This window comes from Aquimarina atlantica (assembly GCF_000626715.1).
Classification (GTDB): Bacteria; Bacteroidota; Bacteroidia; order Flavobacteriales; family Flavobacteriaceae; genus Aquimarina; species Aquimarina atlantica.
Genome location: NZ_AQRA01000009.1, coordinates 1 through 22942 on the forward strand (window position 1 = coordinate 1; position 22942 = coordinate 22942).

Annotated in this window: 20 protein-coding genes; 1 reads left to right on the top strand and 19 read right to left on the bottom strand. The window is 32.5% G+C overall.

All coding sequences use genetic code 11. The annotated features are described in order from the left end of the window. Positions 1-71 precede the first annotated feature (71 nt). The 4 genes from ATO12_RS19375 to ATO12_RS19390 form a co-directional block, all read right to left on the bottom strand. Positions 72-254, bottom strand: coding sequence for a hypothetical protein (locus ATO12_RS19375; protein ID WP_034245313.1), 183 nt, complete (start codon positions 252-254; stop codon positions 72-74). A 153-nt stretch (positions 255-407) separates the two neighbouring features. After that, positions 408-3368, bottom strand: a complete 2961-nt coding sequence (locus ATO12_RS19380; protein WP_034245316.1) for a DNA polymerase III subunit alpha — start codon at positions 3366-3368, stop codon at positions 408-410. Positions 3369-3503: 135 nt separating this feature from the next. Next, positions 3504-4715, bottom strand: a complete 1212-nt coding sequence (locus tag ATO12_RS19385) for a DNA polymerase Y family protein (protein ID WP_034245319.1) — start codon at positions 4713-4715, stop codon at positions 3504-3506. A 168-nt stretch (positions 4716-4883) separates the two neighbouring features. Next, positions 4884-5702, bottom strand: a complete 819-nt coding sequence (locus ATO12_RS19390; RefSeq protein WP_034245321.1) for a hypothetical protein — start codon at positions 5700-5702, stop codon at positions 4884-4886. Positions 5703-6000: 298 nt separating this feature from the next. On the opposite strand from ATO12_RS19390, the gene ATO12_RS19395 reads away from it, so the two are divergent. Next, a complete protein-coding gene (locus ATO12_RS19395; protein ID WP_034245323.1) occupies positions 6001-6510 on the top strand; it encodes a DinB family protein in 510 nt (169 codons plus the stop codon). Positions 6511-6533: 23 nt separating this feature from the next. On the opposite strand, the gene ATO12_RS19400 is transcribed toward ATO12_RS19395, so the two are convergent. From ATO12_RS19400 to ATO12_RS19470, 15 genes are all read right to left on the bottom strand, one after another. Next, on the bottom strand, positions 6534-6767 hold the full coding sequence (locus tag ATO12_RS19400; protein ID WP_034245325.1) for a DUF6095 family protein: 234 nt from the start codon (positions 6765-6767) through the stop codon (positions 6534-6536). Continuing rightward, complete coding sequence (gene murQ, locus ATO12_RS19405; protein ID WP_034245327.1) at positions 6745-7569, bottom strand: N-acetylmuramic acid 6-phosphate etherase; 825 nt, start codon at positions 7567-7569, stop codon at positions 6745-6747. Before murQ ends, ATO12_RS19400 begins: the two co-directional genes overlap by 23 nt. Before the next feature lie 112 nt (positions 7570-7681). Further along, positions 7682-8497: a DUF4249 family protein gene (locus ATO12_RS19410; RefSeq protein WP_034245329.1), complete on the bottom strand. Its 816-nt coding sequence runs from the start codon at positions 8495-8497 to the stop codon at positions 7682-7684. Positions 8498-8595: 98 nt separating this feature from the next. After that, positions 8596-10974, bottom strand: coding sequence for a TonB-dependent receptor (locus ATO12_RS19415; protein WP_034245931.1), 2379 nt, complete (start codon positions 10972-10974; stop codon positions 8596-8598). Positions 10975-11200: 226 nt separating this feature from the next. Further along, the gene (locus tag ATO12_RS19420) at positions 11201-12391 is read right to left on the bottom strand and encodes a serine hydrolase domain-containing protein (RefSeq protein ID WP_034245934.1); all 1191 of its coding nucleotides are present in this window, start codon (positions 12389-12391) and stop codon (positions 11201-11203) included. 159 nt (positions 12392-12550) lie between these two features. Further along, positions 12551-12766 carry a hypothetical protein gene (locus ATO12_RS19425; RefSeq protein ID WP_034245330.1) on the bottom strand — a complete coding sequence of 72 codons (216 nt, stop codon included), beginning with the start codon at positions 12764-12766 and terminating at the stop codon, positions 12551-12553. Next, entirely contained in the window at positions 12759-13427 is a 669-nt protein-coding gene (locus tag ATO12_RS19430; RefSeq protein ID WP_034245331.1) for a hypothetical protein, read from the bottom strand. The genes ATO12_RS19425 and ATO12_RS19430 overlap by 8 nt, the downstream gene beginning before the upstream one ends. A gap of 122 nt (positions 13428-13549) precedes the next feature. Next, positions 13550-14656 carry a hypothetical protein gene (locus ATO12_RS19435; protein WP_131248867.1) on the bottom strand — a complete coding sequence of 369 codons (1107 nt, stop codon included), beginning with the start codon at positions 14654-14656 and terminating at the stop codon, positions 13550-13552. Continuing rightward, positions 14637-15173 (bottom strand): hypothetical protein, encoded by a 537-nt coding sequence (locus ATO12_RS19440; protein ID WP_034245341.1) that lies wholly within the window; start codon positions 15171-15173, stop codon positions 14637-14639. Before ATO12_RS19440 ends, ATO12_RS19435 begins: the two co-directional genes overlap by 20 nt. 4 nt (positions 15174-15177) lie before the next feature. Then, complete coding sequence (locus ATO12_RS19445) at positions 15178-15717, bottom strand: RNA polymerase sigma factor (RefSeq protein WP_025663962.1); 540 nt, start codon at positions 15715-15717, stop codon at positions 15178-15180. Positions 15718-15914: 197 nt separating this feature from the next. Continuing rightward, complete coding sequence (locus ATO12_RS19450; protein ID WP_034245344.1) at positions 15915-18140, bottom strand: NADP-dependent isocitrate dehydrogenase; 2226 nt, start codon at positions 18138-18140, stop codon at positions 15915-15917. Positions 18141-19104: 964 nt separating this feature from the next. After that, complete coding sequence (gene rplS, locus ATO12_RS19455) at positions 19105-19455, bottom strand: 50S ribosomal protein L19 (RefSeq protein ID WP_034245346.1); 351 nt, start codon at positions 19453-19455, stop codon at positions 19105-19107. A 228-nt stretch (positions 19456-19683) separates the two neighbouring features. After that, entirely contained in the window at positions 19684-20361 is a 678-nt protein-coding gene (trmD, locus tag ATO12_RS19460) for a tRNA (guanosine(37)-N1)-methyltransferase TrmD (protein ID WP_034245349.1), read from the bottom strand. A gap of 65 nt (positions 20362-20426) precedes the next feature. Continuing rightward, positions 20427-21044: a hypothetical protein gene (locus tag ATO12_RS19465; RefSeq protein ID WP_034245352.1), complete on the bottom strand. Its 618-nt coding sequence runs from the start codon at positions 21042-21044 to the stop codon at positions 20427-20429. Between the two features lie 354 nt (positions 21045-21398). Further along, complete coding sequence (locus tag ATO12_RS19470; RefSeq protein ID WP_034245355.1) at positions 21399-22847, bottom strand: glyceraldehyde-3-phosphate dehydrogenase; 1449 nt, start codon at positions 22845-22847, stop codon at positions 21399-21401. Positions 22848-22942 lie beyond the last annotated feature (95 nt).

Below are 22942 nucleotides of genomic sequence, written 5' to 3' on the forward strand. Positions count from 1 at the left end.
TTGAAAATATTAAATAAAAAAACCTCTTAATAAAAATAAAGAGGTTTTGTACTTATCATACACGTTTTTGGTTAAAAAGCACCATAACAGCAACCATGAGAACAAAAGACAGGGAAACCTGGTTCAAAAGGTCTACATTGATCTGAAGTACTACAACTTTGACCTGTATACCCACCACCTGGCCTACAATCACCAAAATGTGCTCCCCTAATTGTAGATTGATCAGTTTTACTTAGTTTTTTGACACCTTTCATGATTAAGATTTTTGTGTACATAATGATTAATTTAAGAGGTTAATAACTTTTATGATGATATGAAGTTATAAAATTTAAATTATCTACCACTTAAAAGATGGGAAGTATTCTAAAAAACAATATTGTTATGGTATTGTTTTTAGTTGCTCTCGTTTATGCATACCTGGGATCTTGGATATAATCTTGTTTTACGATTTTAATAACCTCGATACTCAAAAAGCCAAACTCTTTGACTACCTTACCATATATTCGATAAATACCTTTTCCTCTTAATCGATATTTCTCTTGCACCTTGGGAAATAGTACAGTATCAAAGATACTGCCAAATTGATCTAGAAATGTGCCAAAAGCCATACGTTTTCCTGTATGAGTTTTAGTGTTTTTCATAGCTATAAGATACCCGTATATATCTATATTTTTATTTAGATGATCATATAGCTGATTCGCATTATTACTATTTTGGGGTGTGGTAGCTAATATTTTGAAGTAACCACAAAGCGGAAACCCGAAAGCTTCAATTTGCTCGAACATAGTTTCTAGTTTTGATACTTCTAATTCTGGAAGTGTATGTACTACTCGCTTTTGTCTAAATAAAAGAAATTGATTTTGATTATTTGTAGGTATATTATTTATTTTAAAATGAGCCTGCCATAATAATTCATGTTTATTTTTATTCGTAAATCTAAATGCATCAATCTTAATGAGAATACTAATCTGCTCTATACTTATTTGTACTCTATCAATAAAATTATCTAAAGAAGTATATGGACCTCTTAGAGCACGATTCTTCAAAATGTTTTCTGAAACCTTATATTCTAGATTTCTTAGTATCATTAATCCTAAAAATATACTTTTTCCTTTTATGGTGTGCTCGTAGCTACTAGTATTAATACAAGGAGTTACTATGGTAGCTCCTAATATTCTGGCTTCATGAAGATATATTTCTGGACGATAGAAACCACCTCCATTGTTTAATGTAGCTACCAGATATTCTAATGGAAAATAAGCTTTAAGAAATAAGCTTTGGTAACTTTCTACGGCATAAGAAGCAGAATGTCCTTTTGGAAAAGCATACCCGGCAAAGCTTGCTATCTGATCCCAGATTTCAAAAATTAAAGATTCAGCATAACCTTCATTTCTACAGTTCTTTATGAATTTATTTTTAACATCCTTAAATTCTTTTCGTGATCTAAATTTACCACTCATACCTCTACGTAATACATCTGCTTCGTCTAAGGTTAGTTTTGCAAAAAAATGTGCTACTTTAATTACATCTTCCTGATATACCATAATACCATAGGTTTCCTTCATTAAATCAAGCATAATTGGGTGCGAATTTTTTCTCCTTTCTATATCGTGTTCTCGTAAAATATACTCCCGCATCATTCCGCTTTTAGCCACTCCGGGACGTATAATCGAGCTTGCTGCTACTAGCCCTAAGTAATTATCTGTTTTTAGTTTACTTAAAAGCATACGCATTGCAGGAGATTCTACATAAAAACAAGCCAGGCATTTTGCATCTCGTATCAGAGCATTTATTTTTTTATCTTTCTTAAATCTTTTTATATCATGAATATCAAAATCAGCTAATGTAGGTTGATTGTATTCTATGATAGTGATTGCGTCTTTAATTTTTGCTAACCCACGTTGCCCTAAAATGTCAAACTTATATAAGCCCAGATCTTCTGCGATAATCATATCATATTGTACAGTAGGAAAACCTTTAGGCGGAAGATCTGTGGCAGAATAATAGTGCAAAGGGCGTTCACTAATCAATATTCCGCTAGCATGTACGCTAAGGTAATTAGGGATACCTTGTATAAGATTACTATAAATGACTACCAACTTATGAATTTGATCAAGAGAATTATAATCGTAATCTCCTTCACTTAACTTGTCGATTTCAAATTTTGGAAGCCCGAATACTTTACCTAATTCTCTTATTGCTCCTTTATAATGAAAAGTAATATAAGTTCCTAGTAATGCTACATTGTCGAATTCTTGGAAAATAAATCGAGTGATATCTTGTCTGTCTTTCCATGAAAAATCAATATCAAAATCAGGAGGGCTGGTACGGTGCGTATTGATAAACCGCTCGAAATAGAGATCTAATTCTATGGGGTCGACATCTGTGATACGAAGTAAGTACGCTACAATACTATTTGCTCCACTACCACGACCTACATAGTAATACCCTTTGCTTTGTGCATAAGAAATAATTCTCCAGTTAATCAAAAAATAGGAAACAAATTCCATGTTTATAATTAGTGATAGTTCTTTTTTTAGTCGATCTAATACTTTTTTTGGAGGATTAGGATACCGATAGGCAAGGCCTTCCTGACAGAGTTTTTTAAGTAATTTATTATCTTCTTGTATACTGTTGGTGTATGTTTTTTGGTTTAAAGAAGGGTTGTTTTTAGAAAAATCAAAATTGATAGAGCATTCTTCCTGGATTGCAAGAGTGTTTTTGATAATGAAATCAAATTCTGAAAATTTATTTTTTATTTCCTGATCCGGGATCATTTGTTCTGAAAAACAAGCCTGTTGATCATTGGGTAAGCGACTTAGTAGTATATTATTATCAATAGCTCTTAATAATCGGTGAGCATTAAAATCTTTTTTATTTCTGAAGGTAACAGGTTGTAGTACTATACATTTATCTTTCAGTTTTTGTAAATTAGAAAGACGAAATTTAGGAATGTCTTTTATGGCTATGCCTATCAATTCATTATCTGTAAAATTGGTTTTGTTTATAGATAATATATATTCAAAAGGATATATGATATAAGAGTTTTTTACAGGAGGAACTATTTTAGGGAAATCACTTTTTTTATACGAATGGTATGATAAGAAATCATTTAGTTCTTTATACCCTTCATTATTTTTTGCCAGTCCTGTATATAAAGGCTGATGATTGTTTCTAAAATCTATTCCTACAATAGGTTTGATCCCGTACTCTTTTGCTTTTCTAACAAAATTTAGGCAGGCAGAAGTATTGTTAATATCTGTTAGGGCAAGACAGTTTATATTATTTTCTTTGGCCAACTCTAAGAGATCGATTTCAGAAAAAGTTCCGAAACGTAGGCTATAATATGAGTGACAATTAAGATACATTTAGTTTTATGTTTTGAGTTTTGCATCAGGGGTAGCAACGACATCCTTTTTCTGTGAATTCAAACAAATTCATAGAAAAAGATATAGTGAATAACCCGCCCGGATGCCATTATTGTGATATCGATGGGTAAAAAACTATTGTTTTCTATGAGCTAATACAATAGGAGGCTGCCCATTAAATGGGTTTTGCATTCTGCCTATAGTTGTTGATCCTATAGCAGCAGCTCTTGTTACACTTCGGTCTCCATATCGAATTCTAATGTTATCTAATGCTTGATACAGGTTAAGCTGTTTCTCACTATCATCAAATAGATTGATCTGGTAGTTGCCACCAACCAAATGGGTAAATCGTATTCCTATTAATCGAATTAATAATCGTTTTTGATATAGTTTTTCGAATAGTTCCAGAATTTTAGGGATAAGAATATGATCTGCGCTGGTATATGGTATTTTAAGTTGTTTAGTATATGTATTAAAATCAGAGTATCTGATTTTTACAGCAACGCAGGCGGTTAATTTGTTTCCTCTACGCAATTGATAGGAGAGGTTTTCTGTCATTGCTATAAGGAGGTTTCTAAGTTTGTAGATGTCTATAGTATCTCTGTCGAATGTTCTTTCTGTAGAGATTGATTTACGTTCAGAAAATGCAATAACGGGGCTATTGTCTATCCCGTTTGCTCTTTTCCAGATGGTGAGACCGTTTGCTCCAAGTACTCCTTTCATGACATCTACTGGCATATCCTGGATCGTTTTTATATAGCGAACTCCTAGGTTTCGTAAAGTTTGATATGTTTTATCACCTACCATTGGAATTTTTTTAACCGATAATGGAGCCAGAAATGGTTTTTCTGTACCAAAATCTATCTTTAACTGGTTATTTGGTTTTGCTTCGTTGGTCGCTACTTTAGATACTACTTTATTACCAGAAAGTCCAAAAGATATAGGAAGCCCTGTTTCGGAAATAATTTTTTGGCGTAATTCTAAAGAATATTTATAAGTGCCGAAGAATTTATCCATCCCAGAAAGATCTGCATAGAATTCATCAATACTTGATTTTTCGAATACAGGTACATTTTCTTTGATGATTTCTGTAACCATATCAGAATATTTGCTATATGTTCCGGCATTACCTTTTATAATAATGGCCTCGGGGCACAGTTCTTTAGCAATTTTCATAGACATACCAGAATGTATGCCATAGGGTCTGGTTTCATAACTGCATGCAGCTACAACACCACGATCACTGATTCCGCCAACAAGGAGAGGTTTTTCTTTTAAAGTGCTGTCGATCATACGTTCTACAGATACATAGAAGGTGTCCAGATCAAGATGTAATATAGTTCTCAAAAATAATAATTATGGAATTATTCCAAAAATAAGGAATAATTCCATAATTAGTGATTTATAGCAATTTTTTTATTCACAACAGAGTAAAAAAAAACGACATCTCGCAAGAGGAGAGATGTCGTTTGTAAAAATTTTATTTTGGGGCTACAAAATAAAATTCAGCATTAATTAATTTTCTACCATATTATAACCGGCAAATTGTTGCATAGCGGTTTGGGTAAGTTCTTTTGCTCTATTTACATAGAATGTTTTTGTATCGTCGAGTGATTCGTTTTTCAGGTCATTTTCACTTCGTACATAGTCAGCTTGTGATACGAATTTAGACTCTTCATTTAGAACTACACTTAATTCTTGTAGTGCACTTTCTAGTTTTTGTAATGCCATTTCAGCTTTTGATTTCATTAACGACTGCGCTTTTAATTCGGCAGCACGTTTAGCTTCAAATTCGGCTTTCATCTTATTTTGCTCAGCTATTTGTTGCTCGAGTTTTTGTTGTTCGATTTCTAACTGACGACGTTTTTCTTCTAATTCTTTTTGTTTACTGGCAACTTCTTGAGTAGCTTCTGCCAATTCGTTTTCTCCTTCTGTAGAGGCTACATCTGCATCTGAGTAATTAGCACCATTAGCCTGGCAAAAAGTTAATTGCTCTAGGAGTTTGGGACCTAATTCTTTAGCTCGTTTTGCAAAATATCTACTACGTTCGTAGGTATCTTGTTCTAACGAACTTTCCATATCAACTCTAGCTTTATATGCAGTTTCGTTAGCTTCTTTACAGCCACATTTATCTGCTAGGTCTTCTACTTTTTGAAAAGCTTCTATAGCTTTATCGGCATATTCTTGGGTATGAAAGACGTTATTTGCCCCATGTGCTTTTTTACTGTGAGAGTACGCATAACTGGCAGCAGTTAGGGCATCGTCGTATATATTTTGAGCGTTAGTTCTGGGGATAAAACATAACAAAAACAGGATGAGTGCAATTTTTTTCATTCTTTGGGGGCTTTTAAATCACATAGCAATAATACAATATTTTATATATAATATCCAAAAAAAACAGTCATTAATCGACGAAATACGCATTTTGTCTTAGTTTTTACGGGTAAACCTTATTTTTAGTGATAAATATCCTACTGAGTGTGAGAAAATAGGGTGATTGTTACTGTAAATCAATACCTAAACGATGATTTGTACGTAATATTATTTGCGATATCACTTTTTTAAAAATTAATTTTATAGGCTTATCTATAAAATTTGTAAGTTAATTATGTATCTTACGTCTAAACGGCTCATGAAACAATTAGTTATCTCTTCAATAAATTATAATCTTAGTAGCGCTATAGATTTACTTAACGCTATAGATTCTACTACATATCAAAATAGTTCTGTTGGGCCATATTATTCTAGTATAGGTTCACATATACGCCATACTCTTGATTTTTTTGATTGTATAATTAGTGGGTTAGACTCTAATAACATTGATCTAACTGCTCGTAAACGGGATGAAATATTATCTACAGATAAAGAGTCTGCAATACATCATATATATCAACTTCAGGAAACATTACTTTCTTATATTGATACAAATACAGATTACCTAATTCATGTAACTGATAATTTGGGACAAGGAAAAGTAACTGTAAACTATACGTTAGAGAGTATTCTTGCTCATGCCAATAGTCATGCGGTACATCATTATGCAACTATAGGGTATATTCTTAACCGGCTAGGAGTAGAAATAAAAATTCCGGGATTTGGTTATAACCCTACAACACCGGTTAGTAAAAGAGAAGGGATTTAGTAAAAAAATGATTGTAAATTATTTTATTTTTTACCAAACATTGATTCCATAATAGTTCTTAAGCCTCTAAATGCCATAAATATTGCAAATCCTGCACCAAGTATTCCTAATATTAGTATAGGGATATATAACGGGTGATCCTGATTTTTAAAAGCAGAGTGAATAATAACTGGGCTAATAAACATAAAAATAAGTGCTATAGCCATTCGCTGCACTCCTTTACCCAATAATTCTTTATTTGTTCTTTGAGGTTCCATAGTGGTTTATTGCATCACGTACATTTCCGTACTGTTCTAGTATCGCAGAAGCCTTTGCACGATCGATTGATAATTCTTCCATAATCATACGTATTCCACGATCTACTAATTTATTATTACTAAGTTGCATATCAACCATTTTGTTTCCTTTTACTCGCCCTAATTGAATCATAGTGGCTGTAGAAATCATATTCAAAACTAGTTTCTGGGCAGTACCGGCTTTCATACGAGAGCTTCCGGTTACAAATTCGGGACCTACAGTAATAACAATAGGAAATTGAGCAGTGATCGCTAAAGGACTACCTTCATTACAGGTAATACATCCTGTAATAATATGATGCTCATTACATTTTTGTAATGCACTTATGACGTATGGAGTAGTACCCGAAGCTGCAATACCAATAACGACATCTTTTTCTGAAATCTGATATTCTTGCAAATCTTTCCAGCTTTGCTCTGTACTATCTTCGGCATACTCTACAGATTTACGAATTGCAGTATCACCACCAGCGATTAATCCAATAACCAAATCGGGTGAAACACCAAAGGTAGGTGGGCATTCGCTAGCATCTACAATTCCTAATCTACCACTTGTTCCAGCTCCAAGATAGAAAATCCGACCGCCGTCTTTAAGTTTTGGTACAATTTGAGCAATCAAGGCTTCAATCTGTGGAATAGATTTTTCTACAGCATCAGGAACTGTTTTATCTTCTTTGTTTATGTTTGAAAGCAACTCATTAATGCTCATTTTTTCTAAATGGTCATATTTTGAGGATTGTTCTGTAGTTTTTGTAAATGACATGCTTCAAAAATACTCATTTTTGACTTGAAGATGAGAGTAACTTTCTTTTTTTTAAGCAAAAAAGCTGTTTTCAGCAAAATCAAAAAAATAGAACAAGTTCAATAATAAGGTGTTATTCTTTTATAGTAAAATCAAATCGATTAGCTTCAGAAATATTAAAATACCCCAAAGCGAAATTATCAATATTGGTTGTGTTAATAATATTGCCTCTTAGTAGTGCAGGAGGTGTTTGAAATGGATTTCCTCCTTCTTGTTCACTTTGTTCAATAAGCAGGTTTGCATAGTTGTAATAACGTTCGTCAATTCCTAATATCTTGATGGTTACATTACGACCATTTACCATATCCTCGTAGAAATAAGAGAAGTTGAATGCTTCGCCTTGATAAAAACGATCTTCGCTTGCCAGAAATAAACTGAAATCAAAATCAAAAAGGTAAAAATCATCACGGGTCCCGTCGTCTGTAAAGAAAATAATAATTTCGGTCTCATCGTCAAATAAAGTATTATCACCTTGCACTACATTATCAATAGGAACCGTGGGAATAAGTTGTGCAGTGGCAATAAAAGTTTCACTGTTGTAGATAACGGTAAGTTGATATGTTGTATTGAATTCTGGAGTAAATGTAGTTGAGTCCGGAGTATAAAAACCTGGCTCTGCTGATTCGGTAAAATTGATAATCGAATTATTAGAAAGATCTGTAATAAAAACGGTAGCATCACTTACAGTAGGAGTTTCTTTGTCGAAGAATGGAGCCGATAATGTTAGTCTTACTCCACCTTCGATATCAACTGGGTTTTCGTCCATATAATACTCAAAAGAAGCATCAATAACCAACCTTTGTTTCCCGTTAGGAACTTCTATATCAATTGCATCTTCACAGCTAATCGATGTTATTAGAATTATCAATATATAGATTAATTTTTTCATTGTTTCTGTTTCTAATTTTCTTTTCAGCGATCAAAACTAAAATTTACATCATTCCTGTTTTATTAGTGCTATATAAACCTTATAATTATGTTCATGTATTAGAATTTAAAATTATAGGTTACAGCTGGTATAATTCCAAATATAGAAGTTCTTACAGCTTCATTTACATAGGAATCCTGATTTCTTCTAAAAGTAATTGATGCAGCATTTTTACGATTATAGATGTTATAAATACTAAAAACCCACTCTCCATGCCATTTTCTGGTTTTGTTTTTTCTAGGAGTTAACGTAGCCGATATATCTATTCTATGATATGCTGGTAATCGTTCACTATTTCGTGGTCCATCAAACACAGGTACTACTAAGCCTTGAAATTCGAACTGCCCGGTAGGGTAATTGGTCGGTTGCCCTGTTTGGAATATGAAATTAGCGCCAAATTTCCATTTTTCGTTTAATTCATAACTTCCGTTAAAGGATATATCATGGGTTTTGTCATATGGAGTACTATACCATTTGCTATTGTTGATCCCTGGTTCTTGTGATGTTCTACCAGGGGTTCTTTGTTCTGATTTTGATAGGGTGTAAGCGAGCCAACCTTTAAATTTACCTTCATTTTTTCTTAATAGAAATTCTAAACCATAAGCACGGGCTTCTCCATTTAAAATATCTCGTTCGATAGCATTATTAGCAATTAGATCTGCACCGTCGATATAATCGATACGATTTTTTATATCCTTATAAAAAACTTCAGTTTCTAAAGAGTATTTATCGTCATCAATACTTTTAAAATACCCTAATGCATATTGATTGAGTAATTGTGGTTTTATGTATTTACCACTAGGAGTCCATACATCTAATGGAGTAGGGGAGCTGGTATTTGATAATAAATGAAGATATTGCGCCATTCTGTTATAACTAGCTTTTATTGAAGTATTATCATCAAAAGCATATGCCAGGGCTACTCTGGGTTCTAAATTGGTAAATGTTTTTATTTGATCGCTTCTTCTAAAATTTTCTGTACCTATTGGTTTTGCATCTTCATAAATCTGTAATTCTTGATTAAATAAAAGAGGGTTGTTATTTTCATAGATATTAAGTTCATCTTGCCCTAATCTAATAAAATTGCTTAATCTAAGTCCGTATTGAAGAGTTAGATGATTAGAGATTTTGTGTTCTGCATCGATGTAGACACCAAATTCATTTGCATATTTATCGATAAGCTTTTCTCTGTTGATTCCAGAATCTGCGCTATTAGGTTTTATTTCACCGGGATTAAACCTAAAATAGATACTATTAATACCATAATTAAGCTGAAAATTATCACTGATATAATGTTTGAGATCATATTTTAGATTAAAATTCCTAATCCCAGAATCCCATTCGAAGCCTACAAAATCGAGTTCTAACCCATAGAAATAATCAGAATATATAAGGGATAGATTAGAGAATAATTTATCTGAAAACAGGTGATTCCACCTTAGGTTGAGTACCGTGTTACCATAAGTGTTTTTAAAAACTCCATCTATAGCAAATACATCTCGACCAAAGTAACCAGACAGGTATACATTATTATTATCGTTAATTTTATAATTTAGTTTTGTATTGAGGTCATAGAAATATGCAACATTGTCATTATCAAAAAGTGGCAAAAAAAGATGAGCATAAGAAGCTCTTCCTCCTACCAAAAATGCACCTCGATCTTTTACAATAGGACCTTCTGCCAATAATCTACTTGCAACTGCCCCAAGGCCACCATTAATTCTGTATTTTTTACTATTTCCTTCTTTTTGGTAAATGTCTAATACCGATGATACCCGACCACCATATCTAGCGGGAATACCACCTTTGTATAGCTTGATATCTTTTATAGCATCAGGATTAAAGACAGAGAAAAAGCCAAAAAGATGAGAAGAGTTAAAAATAGTAGCTTCATCTAATAAAATAAGGTTTTGATCAGTAGATCCCCCTCGTACATTAAATCCTGCAGCTCCTTCACCACCACTAGTCACTCCTGGTAAAAGAATAATTGATTTGATCACATCGGCTTCTCCCAGAACAACAGGAATTTGTTTAATAGTTCCTGCGGTGAGTTTATTAATACTCATCTGGGGGTTCTTAATGCTTAACTTTTCTGTTTTTTCTGTAATGATTACTTCATCAAGAACCTCTGAAGATTCGGTAAGCTGAATATTAAGTTTTTTATCTTCATCAAGATCAATTTCGAGTATGCGATCTGTGAACCCTAAATAACTGATCTGAAGTTTATATTTTCCTCGAGGTAAGGTGATGGAATAAAAACCATATTCATTGGTAACTATGCCTTTTGCTATTTCTGGAAATATAACATTGACACCAATAAGTGTTTCGTTACTGGATTTTTCTGAAATAATCCCACTTAATGTAAATTTTTCCTGACTTTGAATTGAGAATGATGATAATAATACTAATATGAGACCAGATAATATGTGTTTTTTCAAAAGAAAGTATTTTACCAATTCGTACTAATGTGAACTGTAAAGGAAGAAATATGTTACGAGTTCTACAATTAATTTATTGTTAATTATCGTTTTTAGTACTGATTTTTTCTTGTGTTTTGAATTATACTTGTTTTGAAGTTTGGTTAGATCTGGTTATGTTAACCCTAATTATATGATAAAACTTTGTGGCGAAATTTTATTATATAATTAGGGATAAATTATTGATTTAATAGTTACGATTAGAATTTTCGTTAATTAATGCATTCCAGATTTTATCAATAGATCTTTCGATATTAATATTAAATTCTTCGCTTGTATTTGTCATTAAATAATACCCTCTGTTTTTTACAGGATCAAACATACATGCTGTTATTATACCTGGATCTCCACCTGTGTGTCCTATGGTTTTATTATTATTGATATCCCAAAAAATACCACCCATCGCTTCTTTAATTTCATCATGTTTTGATTGAAGACGAAACATTTCTTTATAGGATGCTGTAGATAATAATTTTCCTTTTCCTTGATAACCTCTCATCATTTCTATCAAATATTTACCGAAATCCGAAGTACTGGTGATAAGACCTCCGTCTGCTTTTGTAATCAAGGAGTATCTAGGAACTTCAAAATCTTTTGCGTAGTATAGAGTTGCATGACTTTGCATATTTACATCTGCGAATCCCCATCCAGTAGCATTCATATGCAAGGGATCAAAAATATATTTATGCGTATAGTCTTCATAAGAAATTCCTGTTGCACTTTCTACTACAAAAGCTGCTAATGCCGCTGCAATATTACTGTATTCATATTTTTCTCCAGGAGCATTTTCCAGAAAAGTATCCTGAGAATACCATGGGCCAGATACAGACAATACATTTTCGAAAAAAACAGAATCATCGATTTTTATATTTTTTTTAATTAACTCTATAATAGGTTGATAATCTTCGGGATAAATAGATGCATCTACCTGAGCAGGATTTTCAAACACATAACTTTTGAAATACACTTCTTTATCTGTAATCCCAGAAGTATGCGTTGCCAGATGTCGAACGGTAATTGGTTTTTCTGGATGAAGAGGGTGTATTATATCAAAAGGTAAGTATGTATTGATATTAGCATCCAAATCTAATTTACCTTGCTCTACAGCTTTCATTACTGCCAGTGCAATAAAAGTTTTGGATATAGATCCAATATTTTGAATTGTATGATTTGTGTACCTTCTATTTTTATTGATATCAGAGTATCCAAAAGAGTTCTGATAAAGCACTTTTCTATTGTCAACTATTGCTACAGAAAGTCCTGCTAGCTCAGAATCATCGTATAATTCTTTCAATTCTATATGAGTATGAAGAATATCATCATCTATTCCGCAAGAGAAAATTACAAAAAGAAGGAGTAAGGAGATTACTTTTTTCATTTGTTTATTTTTTAAGGTTATAAAATGATAATTAGAATGTTTAAAAGTATTAGGCAATAGACAACGTGTCGGATTTAGTTAAAAATCTGATTATTAATTTTTTATGTTTTTTGTTGGGGTAGGTGTTACAGAGAAATTATATAAGAATGTGTACTTAAATTAATAGCTTTCTTCTGCATTTTGTAGTCTCATGTTTTTTCTTAAATCCATTAATGATTTCCATTGAAAATTAATAGGAAACCATTCTTCATAAATTATTGAAGTTTGATTAGATAGTTCAGAACATGTACTGTTTTTAACATAAACCTTGTCGTTTTCTGAAAAGACATATACGACATCCATGTTTTTTTTGCGGTTTGTTTTTAATTCATTCATGATTTGGTATGTTTTTTTTATAGCGATTTCTTCCAAGATTAAATACTCCCATTTTTACACCGAATCCAGCAGAAAAGCCATTGATCCTGGTAATTTCATCTGATGATAATTCTGCTTTGCTAGAAAACCTGTACTTAACTCCCATTTCTAGCTGAACGTATCTCGAAATATTATACAAAACATTCACCCCTGGTTCTACAACAAATATTGCATCCCATTGATCTTCTTGATATCGTTCTGCTTCTTCATCATCCCAATTAGTATTAACGTATCCCATTGCACCACCACCTACTAGCACAGGAAAAGAAAGGTTAACTTTGGCTTTACTAAATAATATAGGTTCTAAGTGGATTCCAGAATATACTGCTGCCAGATCGGCAATGTCTGGAGAGAAAATCCCTGGGATATTCTGATTAGAAAAGAGTCCTTTTGTTACAAAACCGACTTCAAATTTACGATTGGCAACATAGGCTATCTTAAGCCCGCCAATATAGGTTTCTTTACCTTCAATTTCTCCATAACCCGCATGTATCCCTAGATAAACACCATGTACAATGTTTTTTCGGTCATTGAACTCTATATAATTCTGTGATTCTTGGGCTGTACTTGAAAAAATACAACAGGTTAAAGCAAAAAGTAATGTAGTTTTTACGTTTTTCATTATACTTGATTTGTTATATCATTGACAAGTTAAATTTATAATAGTTGCATGTAATTTGTTTCTATACTGTTAAATTTATCATAATCAATAATCGCCAGGGTAATAAAAAGAGAAGTATGTACTCATTCTTTTAATATGACCACTCCTTTTCTACCTGTGATATGAAACTTCCCTTTTACACCACTATTGCCGTAAGTGGCACTAATTTCTCTGATTTTTCTTCGTTTATCGATCACATCGGTTTTTATATTTGAAAACGACTTAGGAATTCTTAACAACCCCTGCTCTAGAGAAGCATTAAAATCTATAGACATTCCTGAAACATTGATGCTTAGTTCTGAAGATTCCTGGTCGATGGTTACATTAGCATTGGTTTTTTGAATTTTAGAAACCCATACGTCTGCTACTTCTGTAACAAGGTTAATGTTTTGGTGTACTGCATCTATATTCATAGTACTAAACATAAGTTCGCCTTGAATACTCCCTAGTTTTTGAATGGCAACCTGGTCCTTGCTTGAGTGTATTTCTAATGATTCTACATTTTCAATTTTTACGATTGCCCCACTACTGTTTATTTTAAGATCATTGGAAGATTCAATATCGATTTCTCCATTTTTAAATCGTATGTTTCCGTACGTAATAGATTTGGTTTTTAGTTTTCCAAATTTCATTTCTATCCTTGCGTTGTTGAGATCTTTGTTTATCCACATATCACCATGTTGTACATTGGCTTTTAGTTTTCCGTTCCATTCACTTATGATGATATCTCCAAATTTATTTATAATATTAACTTCAGCATTAAAAGGTAAATAAACAGTGTAATTTATTTGGATATTACCTTTGTCAAAATCAAAGAAACTTGTTTTATTGAAGAGTTCTTTGTTCAAGAATCTAGAAATCATACTTGTATTCTTTTCTTCTATTACAGAAGAAATACTTACAAAATCTTCGGTGTTATTAATTGCTGGATTAATACGTTTTAATAGTTCTTTTGCATCCTCTTTTTTCTTTTTAACAACCTGTATGTCAATATCAATTTGTATTATTTTTTTCTCCCATCCTTGAATAGTTACGTTTCCATATTTATTGTCTAAATGTAATTCTCCTGCATTGGTTAGCGGAAACGTTTTTTCAATTTTCTTTGACACTTTTTCCTGTGCCCATATACCATTTGCCAGGAATAGCAATATGGGCATCAGTAAAAGATATTTATAAGATATAGCCTTCATTTTCATTCGATTTTTTAGAATCATTGATCTGTTTCAACAGGTTTTCGATCAATTCAATTCTTTTTTTATAATTATTAACAATGGCTTCTAAAATGTATTCATTGTTCAAGTTTTTTGCCATTTCGGTTTTAAGAGCATTATATTCTTCATCTAATTCGTCCATAAAAGACAAGAATTTCTTTTTGTCTTCGGGTTGTAATTTTGAATTGTTTTTTACAAGTTGAACCTGAAAAGATACCAGATCTTTATAATAGGTGTCGATATCTCGTAATTCTTGATGTACAATATTATTTTGAGTGTTATTGTTAAATCCTGATGTGACTAGATTTACCATCGAAAAAGCTCCTATAAGGATTAAAATACTTGCAGCTATTTTTATTAAAGGAGACCTCCATAGACGAATTGTTTTTGAAGTATCTAAGTTAGATTCAATCTCATTCCAGATTTTTGATCTATCTGCTTTATGCTCATCAAAAAGGTGCTTGTTTTCTGTTATATATTTTTCAAAATCATCCATTGTACTATAATGTATTTACAATTTCAATTAATTTTTTCTTTGCCCTGTGATATTGCGATTTCGAAGTCGAAATAGTAATACCTAGTATCTCCGCAATTTCTATATGATCATATCCTTCGATTAAATAAAGGCTTAAGATTTGTCTATATCCATCGGGAAGAATTTTGATTCCTTTTTTTATTTTGTTAATATCTTTAGGTTTAACAGGATCAATTATTTCTTCACTAATATGATATTCGTGCTGGTCAAGAGGTGTAACTGGTATTTTTTTTAATTTTAAATGATTTAAACTTTTATTAATTACTATTCTCTTTAACCAGGAACCAAAAGTACTTTCGTATCTAAAAGATTTTAAATTTTTGAAAGCCTCTACAAAACTATCTTGTACAACATCTTCTGCATCTTCTTTTATGCTTAGCATGCGCATACTTACATTATACATAGCATCTACATAGAGCTCATATAATCGGTATTGCGAATTCCTATCACCAGACTTGCTTTTTTCTACAAGATCTTTATGCGTATAAAGAATATTGGTTTCCAACTAGTTTTACTTGATTGTAAATTTCTTTAAAAGTACTTTTCTTTTGGTTATTATCATTGACAATTTAAAAACCAAAGGGTTGCACGTAATAAGAAAATAATATAAATATTTTTGATAAAGAAATAGGGGAGTATTACAAAAAAGCCTGTGAGATTACTATCTCACAGGCTTTTTTGGGTATATGTAGTCTACTTAGATTATTTTTCAATAATAGCATTAAGTGTCTCACTTGGACGCATTGCAGTAGAAACTTTATCTGCATTTGGCCAATAATATCCTCCCATATCAACAGTACTACCTTGTGCATCATTTAATTCGTTGATAATTTTGGTTTCATTATCAGCAAGTTGTTTGGCGACTACTGCAAACTCATTTTGTAATTCTTTGTCTTGAGTTTGTTCTGCAAGTTCTTGTGCCCAGTATAGCGCCAAATAAAAATGACTTCCTCGGTTATCCAGTTCATTTACCTTACGGGAAGGAGATTTCTTATTATCGAGAAATTTGATAGTAGCTTGATCAAGTGCTTCTGCAATGACCAAAGCTTTGGTATTGTTATTAGTTTCTCCCAGATGTTCTAGAGATACTGCAAGAGCAAGAAATTCTCCTAAAGAATCCCATCTTAAGTGACCTTCCTTATTAAATTGTTGTACATGTTTTGGAGCAGAACCTCCAGCACCGGTTTCGAATAAACCACCACCATTCATTAAAGGCACAATAGATAACATCTTTGCACTAGTACCCAATTCTAGAATAGGGAAGAGATCGGTATTATAATCACGTAAGACATTTCCTGTTACAGAAATTGTGTCTTTGCCCTCTTTAATTCTTTCTAGAGAAAAACGAGTCGCTTCAACAGGAGACATGATTCTAATATCTAATCCAGTAGTATCATGTTCTGGTAAATATGTATTTACTTTTTTGATTAACTCGGCATCGTGGGCTCTATTTTTATCTAACCAGAAGATTGCGGGAGTAGCTGTTGCTTTTGCTCTGTTTACCGCAAGCTTTACCCAGTCTTTTATCGGAGCATCTTTAGTTTGGCACATTCTCCAGATATCACCTTGTTCTACGGGGTGCTCTATTAGTATATTTCCAGAAGTATCGATAACACGAACAGTACCATTACCTTGAATTTCGAATGTTTTATCATGAGAGCCGTACTCTTCGGCTTTTTTGGCCATAAGTCCAACATTAGGAACGGTTCCCATAGTAGTGGGGTCAAAAGCTCCGTGTTTTTTACAAAAATCTATAGTTTCCTGGTATATGCCAGCATAACTACTATCTGGGATAACTGCTTTGGTATCTTGCGTGTTTCCTTGTGCATCCCACATCTGACCAGAATTACGTATCATTGCTGGCATAGATGCATCGATAATCACATCACTTGGTACGTGTAGGTTGGTAATTCCCTGATCAGAATTTACCATCGCCAGTTTTGGTCCTTTTTCATAACAAGCTTCAATATCAGCTTCTATTTCGGCTTTTTTAGCATCTGGTAACCTTTTTAGTTTATTAATAAGGTCTCCAAAACCATTGTTTACTTCAACACCTATTTCTTCAAGAGTAGCAGCGTGTTTTTCGAATACATCCTTAAAAAAAGCTTCTACCGCATGGCCAAATATAATAGGATCAGAAACTTTCATCATTGTCGCTTTCATATGTAAAGAAAACAATACATCTTTTTCTTTGGCATCGGTTATCTGTTCTTTTAGAAAAGCGATAAGTGATTTTTTACTCATTACCGAAGCATCTATAACTTCTCCTTCGAGTAAGGTTGTTTTTTCTTTTAGAGTGGTTGCGCTTCCATTTTGGTCTACAAACTCAATTTTTACATCTCCGGCATTATCGACAGTAACAGATTTTTCGTTTGAACAAAAATCTCCGCTAGACATGGTAGCTACATGGGTTTTAGAATCTGCACTCCATGCCCCCATAGAGTGTGGGTTTTTTCTAGCGTATTGTTTTACAGGTTTTGGTGCTCTACGATCAGAGTTTCCTTCTCTTAGTACAGGGTTTACTGCACTACCTTTTATTTTGTCGTATCGACTTTTAATTTCTTTTTCTACATCGTTCTCAGGTTCTTCAGGATAGTTTGGAAGATCAAAACCTTGTAATTGTAATTCTGCAATAGCAGCTTTTAATTGTGGTACAGAAGCACTTATGTTTGGTAATTTAATAATGTTTGCTTCTGGTTTCTGAGCAAGCAAACCTAATTCTGCTAATGCATCAGGTTGTTTTTGCTTATCGGTTAATTTTTCGGGAAAACTAGATAAAATTCGAGCAGCAAGAGATATATCTTTTGTTTCAATATTGATATTTGCTGATTTGGTAAATTTTTGAACAATAGGTAAAAAAGAATAGGTAGCTAAAGCTGGTGCTTCATCTGTTTTGGTGTACACTATTTTTGAGTTATCAACTCCCATATTTTTGGTTTTTTTATTTAGGGATCCAGAGGTTTTTTAATACCTGAAAAGTAGTAGACACCCTAATTTTATTATACTATTTATGTAAGGAAATAATTAGTCGTTTAATTTTTCTTAGACAAACAATATTGGTTGATCTTTTTAGGATTGATACTATTAGAATTTACAATATTTGTAGTCATGATTTCCGAGCGCGAAGATACAAATCTAGTCACCTAAATGCAACCTGTGTGTTATTAGTTTTGAATTAGAGAGCGTTGAATTATAGTTTGTTGAATATTAGAGTGAAAAAAATGTAAGATATTGAAATTTTGACCTGTTTTTAGAAGTATTCTCAAAATAAAAAGCCATATCAAGAATACGAATATTTTGATATGGCTTCATCGAAAATAATTATAATGTTAGCTGTTTTACCCGCTATTAAATAAAAACTTTCGTTATTTATAACATTAGTACTTATTTTCAATTTTGAGCAGATTTAAATTTGTCAAATAAGGATTTGTACAGTTTATTTCTACTCTTACGACTAATACGTGTGTTTGTGTTTCTAAATTACTTTTGTAATTTTTCAGTTTTTCACCCGGATAGTCAAATGCCATTTACAATTAAAAAGGTGTCAAAACTTAATTTTTTCTTCTGAATTTCATTTTGAAATGATCCTAAAGTAAAGCCCTTAAAGTGATTTCAAGGATGTATTCAAAAAAATAACTTTCGTTCTATATTTATTTTAATTCTAAACTGGTCTTAATATGTTCAAAGAACGTTTGTTTAGATATATAGCCAAGAATCCTTGTGTCATCATGTGCTATAGTATTCTACTTATAAATATAAGGAAAATTGATTTGCGGTTTGTTAATTCTTATTAGATTAATTATCAACATTTTATGAACTTGTGTTATTAACTTTTGTTCATAAAAAAAGACCGTTAATTAACGGTCTTTTTAATTTGTAAAAGAAATAAGAATTAATTTCTTTTTTCTTTGATACGTGCTTTTTTACCGGTAAGTCCTCTAAAGTAGAATATACGAGCTCTACGAACTTTACCTCTTTTATTCACTTCGATTTTTTGAAGTGCTGGTAAGTTTACTGGAAAAATACGCTCTACACCAATAGTTCCTGACATCTTTCTGATTGTAAAAGTTTCAGTAGATCCAGAACCTCTTCTTTGGATTACAACTCCTCTAAAGAACTGTGTACGTGTTTTGTTTCCTTCTTTAATTTCGTAATAAACAGTGATTGTATCACCTGCAGAGAATTCAGGCATCTCTTTTTTTGCAACAAATTCGTCTTGTACGAATTTTACTAAATCTTCCATTTTTGATATAGTTTCTTGATTTTATTAAAGCAACATTCACGATTTTCGCCAGAGGTTGATCTAATCAGGGTGCAAAAATAAGTATTATTTGATGATTTGCAAGTGTTTTGCGATTATTATTGGTTCTCTATTAAATTTATCACTTTCAATGTTTGACTATTAAATAAAAGTATAAATAACTTTAGGTTCTTTTGAATAGTTAATTTAAGTTGATATTGTATAGTTATTTTACTCATCTAACAGATCAGGTCTTCTGTCTTTTGTTCTTTGATAAGCTTGTTCTTCTCGCCATGTTTCTATTTTAGGAAAATTACCAGAGGTTAGAACTTCTGGGACTTTCCAACCTTTATATTCTGCGGGTCTTGTGTAAATAGGAGGGGCTAATAAGTTATCCTGAAAAGAATCGGTTAATGCAGAAGTCTCATTACCGAGTACTCCCGGAATAAGTCTAATGACTGTATCGCATAAGATTAGCGCACCTAGTTCTCCGCCAGATAACACATAATCTCCTACAGATATTTCTTTGGTAATGAAATGATCTCTTACACGTTGATCTACTCCTTTGTAATGACCGCAAAGAATAATTAGATTTCCTTTTAACGATAGTTGGTTTGCAATCCCTTGATTTAAAGTTTCACCATCTGGAGTCATATAGATGACTTCGTCATAGTCTCTTTCTGATTTTAATTTAGAGATACATTTGTCGATAGGCTCTATCATCATAACCATACCAGCGCCACCACCAAATTGATAATCATCAACTTGTTTATAATTTGTATCGGTATAATCTCTAAGATTATGAAACTGTACTTCAACCAACCCTTTTTCTATTGATCGCTTCATTATAGAAGCTTCAAAAGGACTTTTTAGTAGATCAGGTACTACGGTGATGATATCTATGCGCATCTTTATCTAATTCATTTGTGGGTGCAAAGATGCAAAAGAATATGATGAAAATCTAGAAATTAAAACTACTTAGCACCAGCTTTACGTTGTTTATTGATTTCATCCTGAAGCTTACGCATTACTTTTTGTTCTCTCTCCAGGGCTCTTCGTCTGTGATCCTCAAACTCTGCTTCGGTTTCGGCTAATGCCTTTTTGGCTTGTAGTGTTATTGTATTACTGTTTTTGAATTTATATATAAAAAAACTAAGCAAGGCGATAAGCACACCAATAATAACCCACATAATGGTTTTGTAGCTAGATTTGGTTAGTGCTGCTCCAAAAAAGTTAATGCTGTCTTTTTCCTTAGTAACAGCTGCGAGATCTCCATTTGTTTTGGCAAGTGATTCTTCGAGTCCGGTTATTGTAGATTTTTGCTCATCAATCTTAAGGTTGGTAGTGTTTAATTTTGATTCTAATGTTTTAAGTGTGTCTATAGTGTTGCTTTTAAGTTTGTTTAACCAAACTAGTTTCACTACTTTATATTCTTGAAATTTTCCGGATTTTTTTATCACCATATCAAATTGCCCTTCGATCTTTTCCTGCCTTAAAGCATCAGCAACCGTTGCATTTTCTTCTTGTGCATAGGTAGTTTCAAAAAAAGATAGAAGTAGTATAAAAACTAGTAGATACTGTGGTAATTTCATATTATTATTCTTGTGTTTTTAATGGTTAGATACGATATCCCTATAGTAGAGGTGTAGTTAGAGAATAAAATAACTAATGACTTTGTGGTATAGGGAATATTTATATGTCGTTTCTTTATTGGTTATTAATTTCTTCTGTAACGGTAATAAATGTACGATATTGTGAGTAATTATAAAGTTTTTTTTGCAAGAATTCGTATAGAGATGATTTTGAATCTAGATTATTGATAGTTAAAATCTTACATGATTTTAAAACAAGTTTTAGAAATTATGCTTTTTCTTTTTGAAGAACGGAGATAAAAAAAGTCGTTATTTATGTAAATAACGACTTTAGAAATTTTAATAAAACGACTACTAATAATAAGTAAAACGTCTTACTTTGGCGATATATTTTGATAGCCTGATTACTTGATGACTATATCCATATTCATTATCATACCATACATATAAAACAGCATTATTTCCTTTTGCATCTACAATAGTAGCATTGCTATCATATATAGAAGGGGCAGAAGAACCAATAATATCACTAGATACTAATTCATTGTCTAGCGAATATTTTATTTGCTCTACCAAATCTCCTTCTAATGCATATTTTTTAAGTACCGTATTCATACTTTCTTTAGAAGCTTCTTTTTCTAAATTAAGATTAAGAATTGCTAATGATCCATTTGGTACAGGAACTCGTATCGCATTAGAGGTTAATTTTCCTTCAAAACTTGGAAGCGCTTTAGAAACTGCTTTTCCTGCTCCAGTTTCTGTGATTACCATGTTTAGAGCAGCAGCGCGACCTCTTCTGTATTTTTTATGCATATTATCTACCAGATTTTGGTCATTAGTATATGCATGTATTGTTTCTAGGTGGCCATTAACAACACCAAAACTTTCATCTACAGCTTGTAGTATTGGGGTAATTGCATTGGTAGTACAAGAGGCAGCAGAAAAAATATCTACTTTGTCTGGATCATGTTCTTTATGATTAACCCCGTGTACAATATTAGGAACTCCTTTTCCGGGAGCGGTAAGTAGTACTTTGCTAGCTCCTTTTGCTGCCAGGTGTCTGCTTAACGCTTCTTTATCTCTAAAAGCACCTGTGTTATCTATTACCAGAGCATCCTGAATTCCGTAAGATGTATAATCTATATCTTCTGGGTTATTGGCACTAATAATTTTTACAGTGGTACCGTTTATGATTAAAGCACTATTAGCCAAATCTGTTTCTACAGTACCGGCAAAGTCTCCATGCACAGAATCGCTACGAAGCAATGAGGCTCTTTTTTCTAATACTTCTTGAGTGATAGCTCCTCTCGTTACTATAGCTCTAAGTCTTAATTGACTTCCTTTACCTGTAATGGTCATTAATTCTCTGGCTACTAAACGACCAATTCGTCCAAATCCATAAAGGACTACATTTTTTGGAGAAATTGGCTTGAATGTCTTTGCATCTTTTAGCTTATTTTGTACAAAGCTGTTTATCGAACTGTATTCATCACTTGCCAAATGATACTCATATGTAAGTTTACCTATGTCTAATTTTGATGGAGGTAAATTCATTAATTTGATAGCTTGCGCAATTTCTACAGAATCAAAAATTGAAATAGGTTTTTGTACAAACTCGCCAGCATATTCGTGCAGATTGATAATTTCACTTACGTTTTTATCAATTAACTGATTGCGGAAAAGTACCAACTCGATAGAATTGTCGTACCAAAGATCACTTACAGTCTTTATAAATGCTACTGTAGCGCGACGTCTGTCTGCCTGAAAGGCTAATTCTTTTTCATAAACTTCGTTAGAGCTCATAATGTGTTGTGTTTTAAAGTCTTGAAATTTCGTGCAAAAGTATATATTTCAAACGTTTTCGTGAAACCTTTTATGAAAAAAAATCCCATTACTTT

What these genes read in the sequence shown, in the direction of transcription:
- ATO12_RS19375 (WP_034245313.1), bottom strand. Translation starts at nt 254, where the DNA reads ATGAAAGGTGTCAAAAAACTAAGTAAAACTGATCAATCTACAATTAGG.
- ATO12_RS19380 (WP_034245316.1), bottom strand. Translation starts at nt 3,368, where the DNA reads ATGTATCTTAATTGTCACTCATATTATAGCCTACGTTTCGGAACTTTT.
- ATO12_RS19390 (WP_034245321.1), bottom strand. Translation starts at nt 5,702, where the DNA reads ATGAAAAAAATTGCACTCATCCTGTTTTTGTTATGTTTTATCCCCAGA.
- ATO12_RS19395 (WP_034245323.1), top strand. Translation starts at nt 6,001, where the DNA reads ATGAAACAATTAGTTATCTCTTCAATAAATTATAATCTTAGTAGCGCT.
- ATO12_RS19400 (WP_034245325.1), bottom strand. Translation starts at nt 6,767, where the DNA reads ATGGAACCTCAAAGAACAAATAAAGAATTATTGGGTAAAGGAGTGCAG.
- murQ (WP_034245327.1), bottom strand. Translation starts at nt 7,569, where the DNA reads ATGTCATTTACAAAAACTACAGAACAATCCTCAAAATATGACCATTTA.
- ATO12_RS19410 (WP_034245329.1), bottom strand. Translation starts at nt 8,497, where the DNA reads ATGAAAAAATTAATCTATATATTGATAATTCTAATAACATCGATTAGC.
- ATO12_RS19420 (WP_034245934.1), bottom strand. Translation starts at nt 12,391, where the DNA reads ATGAAAAAAGTAATCTCCTTACTCCTTCTTTTTGTAATTTTCTCTTGC.
- ATO12_RS19425 (WP_034245330.1), bottom strand. Translation starts at nt 12,766, where the DNA reads ATGAATGAATTAAAAACAAACCGCAAAAAAAACATGGATGTCGTATAT.
- ATO12_RS19430 (WP_034245331.1), bottom strand. Translation starts at nt 13,427, where the DNA reads ATGAAAAACGTAAAAACTACATTACTTTTTGCTTTAACCTGTTGTATT.
- ATO12_RS19435 (WP_131248867.1), bottom strand. Translation starts at nt 14,656, where the DNA reads ATGAAGGCTATATCTTATAAATATCTTTTACTGATGCCCATATTGCTA.
- ATO12_RS19440 (WP_034245341.1), bottom strand. Translation starts at nt 15,173, where the DNA reads ATGGATGATTTTGAAAAATATATAACAGAAAACAAGCACCTTTTTGAT.
- ATO12_RS19450 (WP_034245344.1), bottom strand. Translation starts at nt 18,140, where the DNA reads ATGGGAGTTGATAACTCAAAAATAGTGTACACCAAAACAGATGAAGCA.
- rplS (WP_034245346.1), bottom strand. Translation starts at nt 19,455, where the DNA reads ATGGAAGATTTAGTAAAATTCGTACAAGACGAATTTGTTGCAAAAAAA.
- trmD (WP_034245349.1), bottom strand. Translation starts at nt 20,361, where the DNA reads ATGCGCATAGATATCATCACCGTAGTACCTGATCTACTAAAAAGTCCT.
- ATO12_RS19465 (WP_034245352.1), bottom strand. Translation starts at nt 21,044, where the DNA reads ATGAAATTACCACAGTATCTACTAGTTTTTATACTACTTCTATCTTTT.
- ATO12_RS19470 (WP_034245355.1), bottom strand. Translation starts at nt 22,847, where the DNA reads ATGAGCTCTAACGAAGTTTATGAAAAAGAATTAGCCTTTCAGGCAGAC.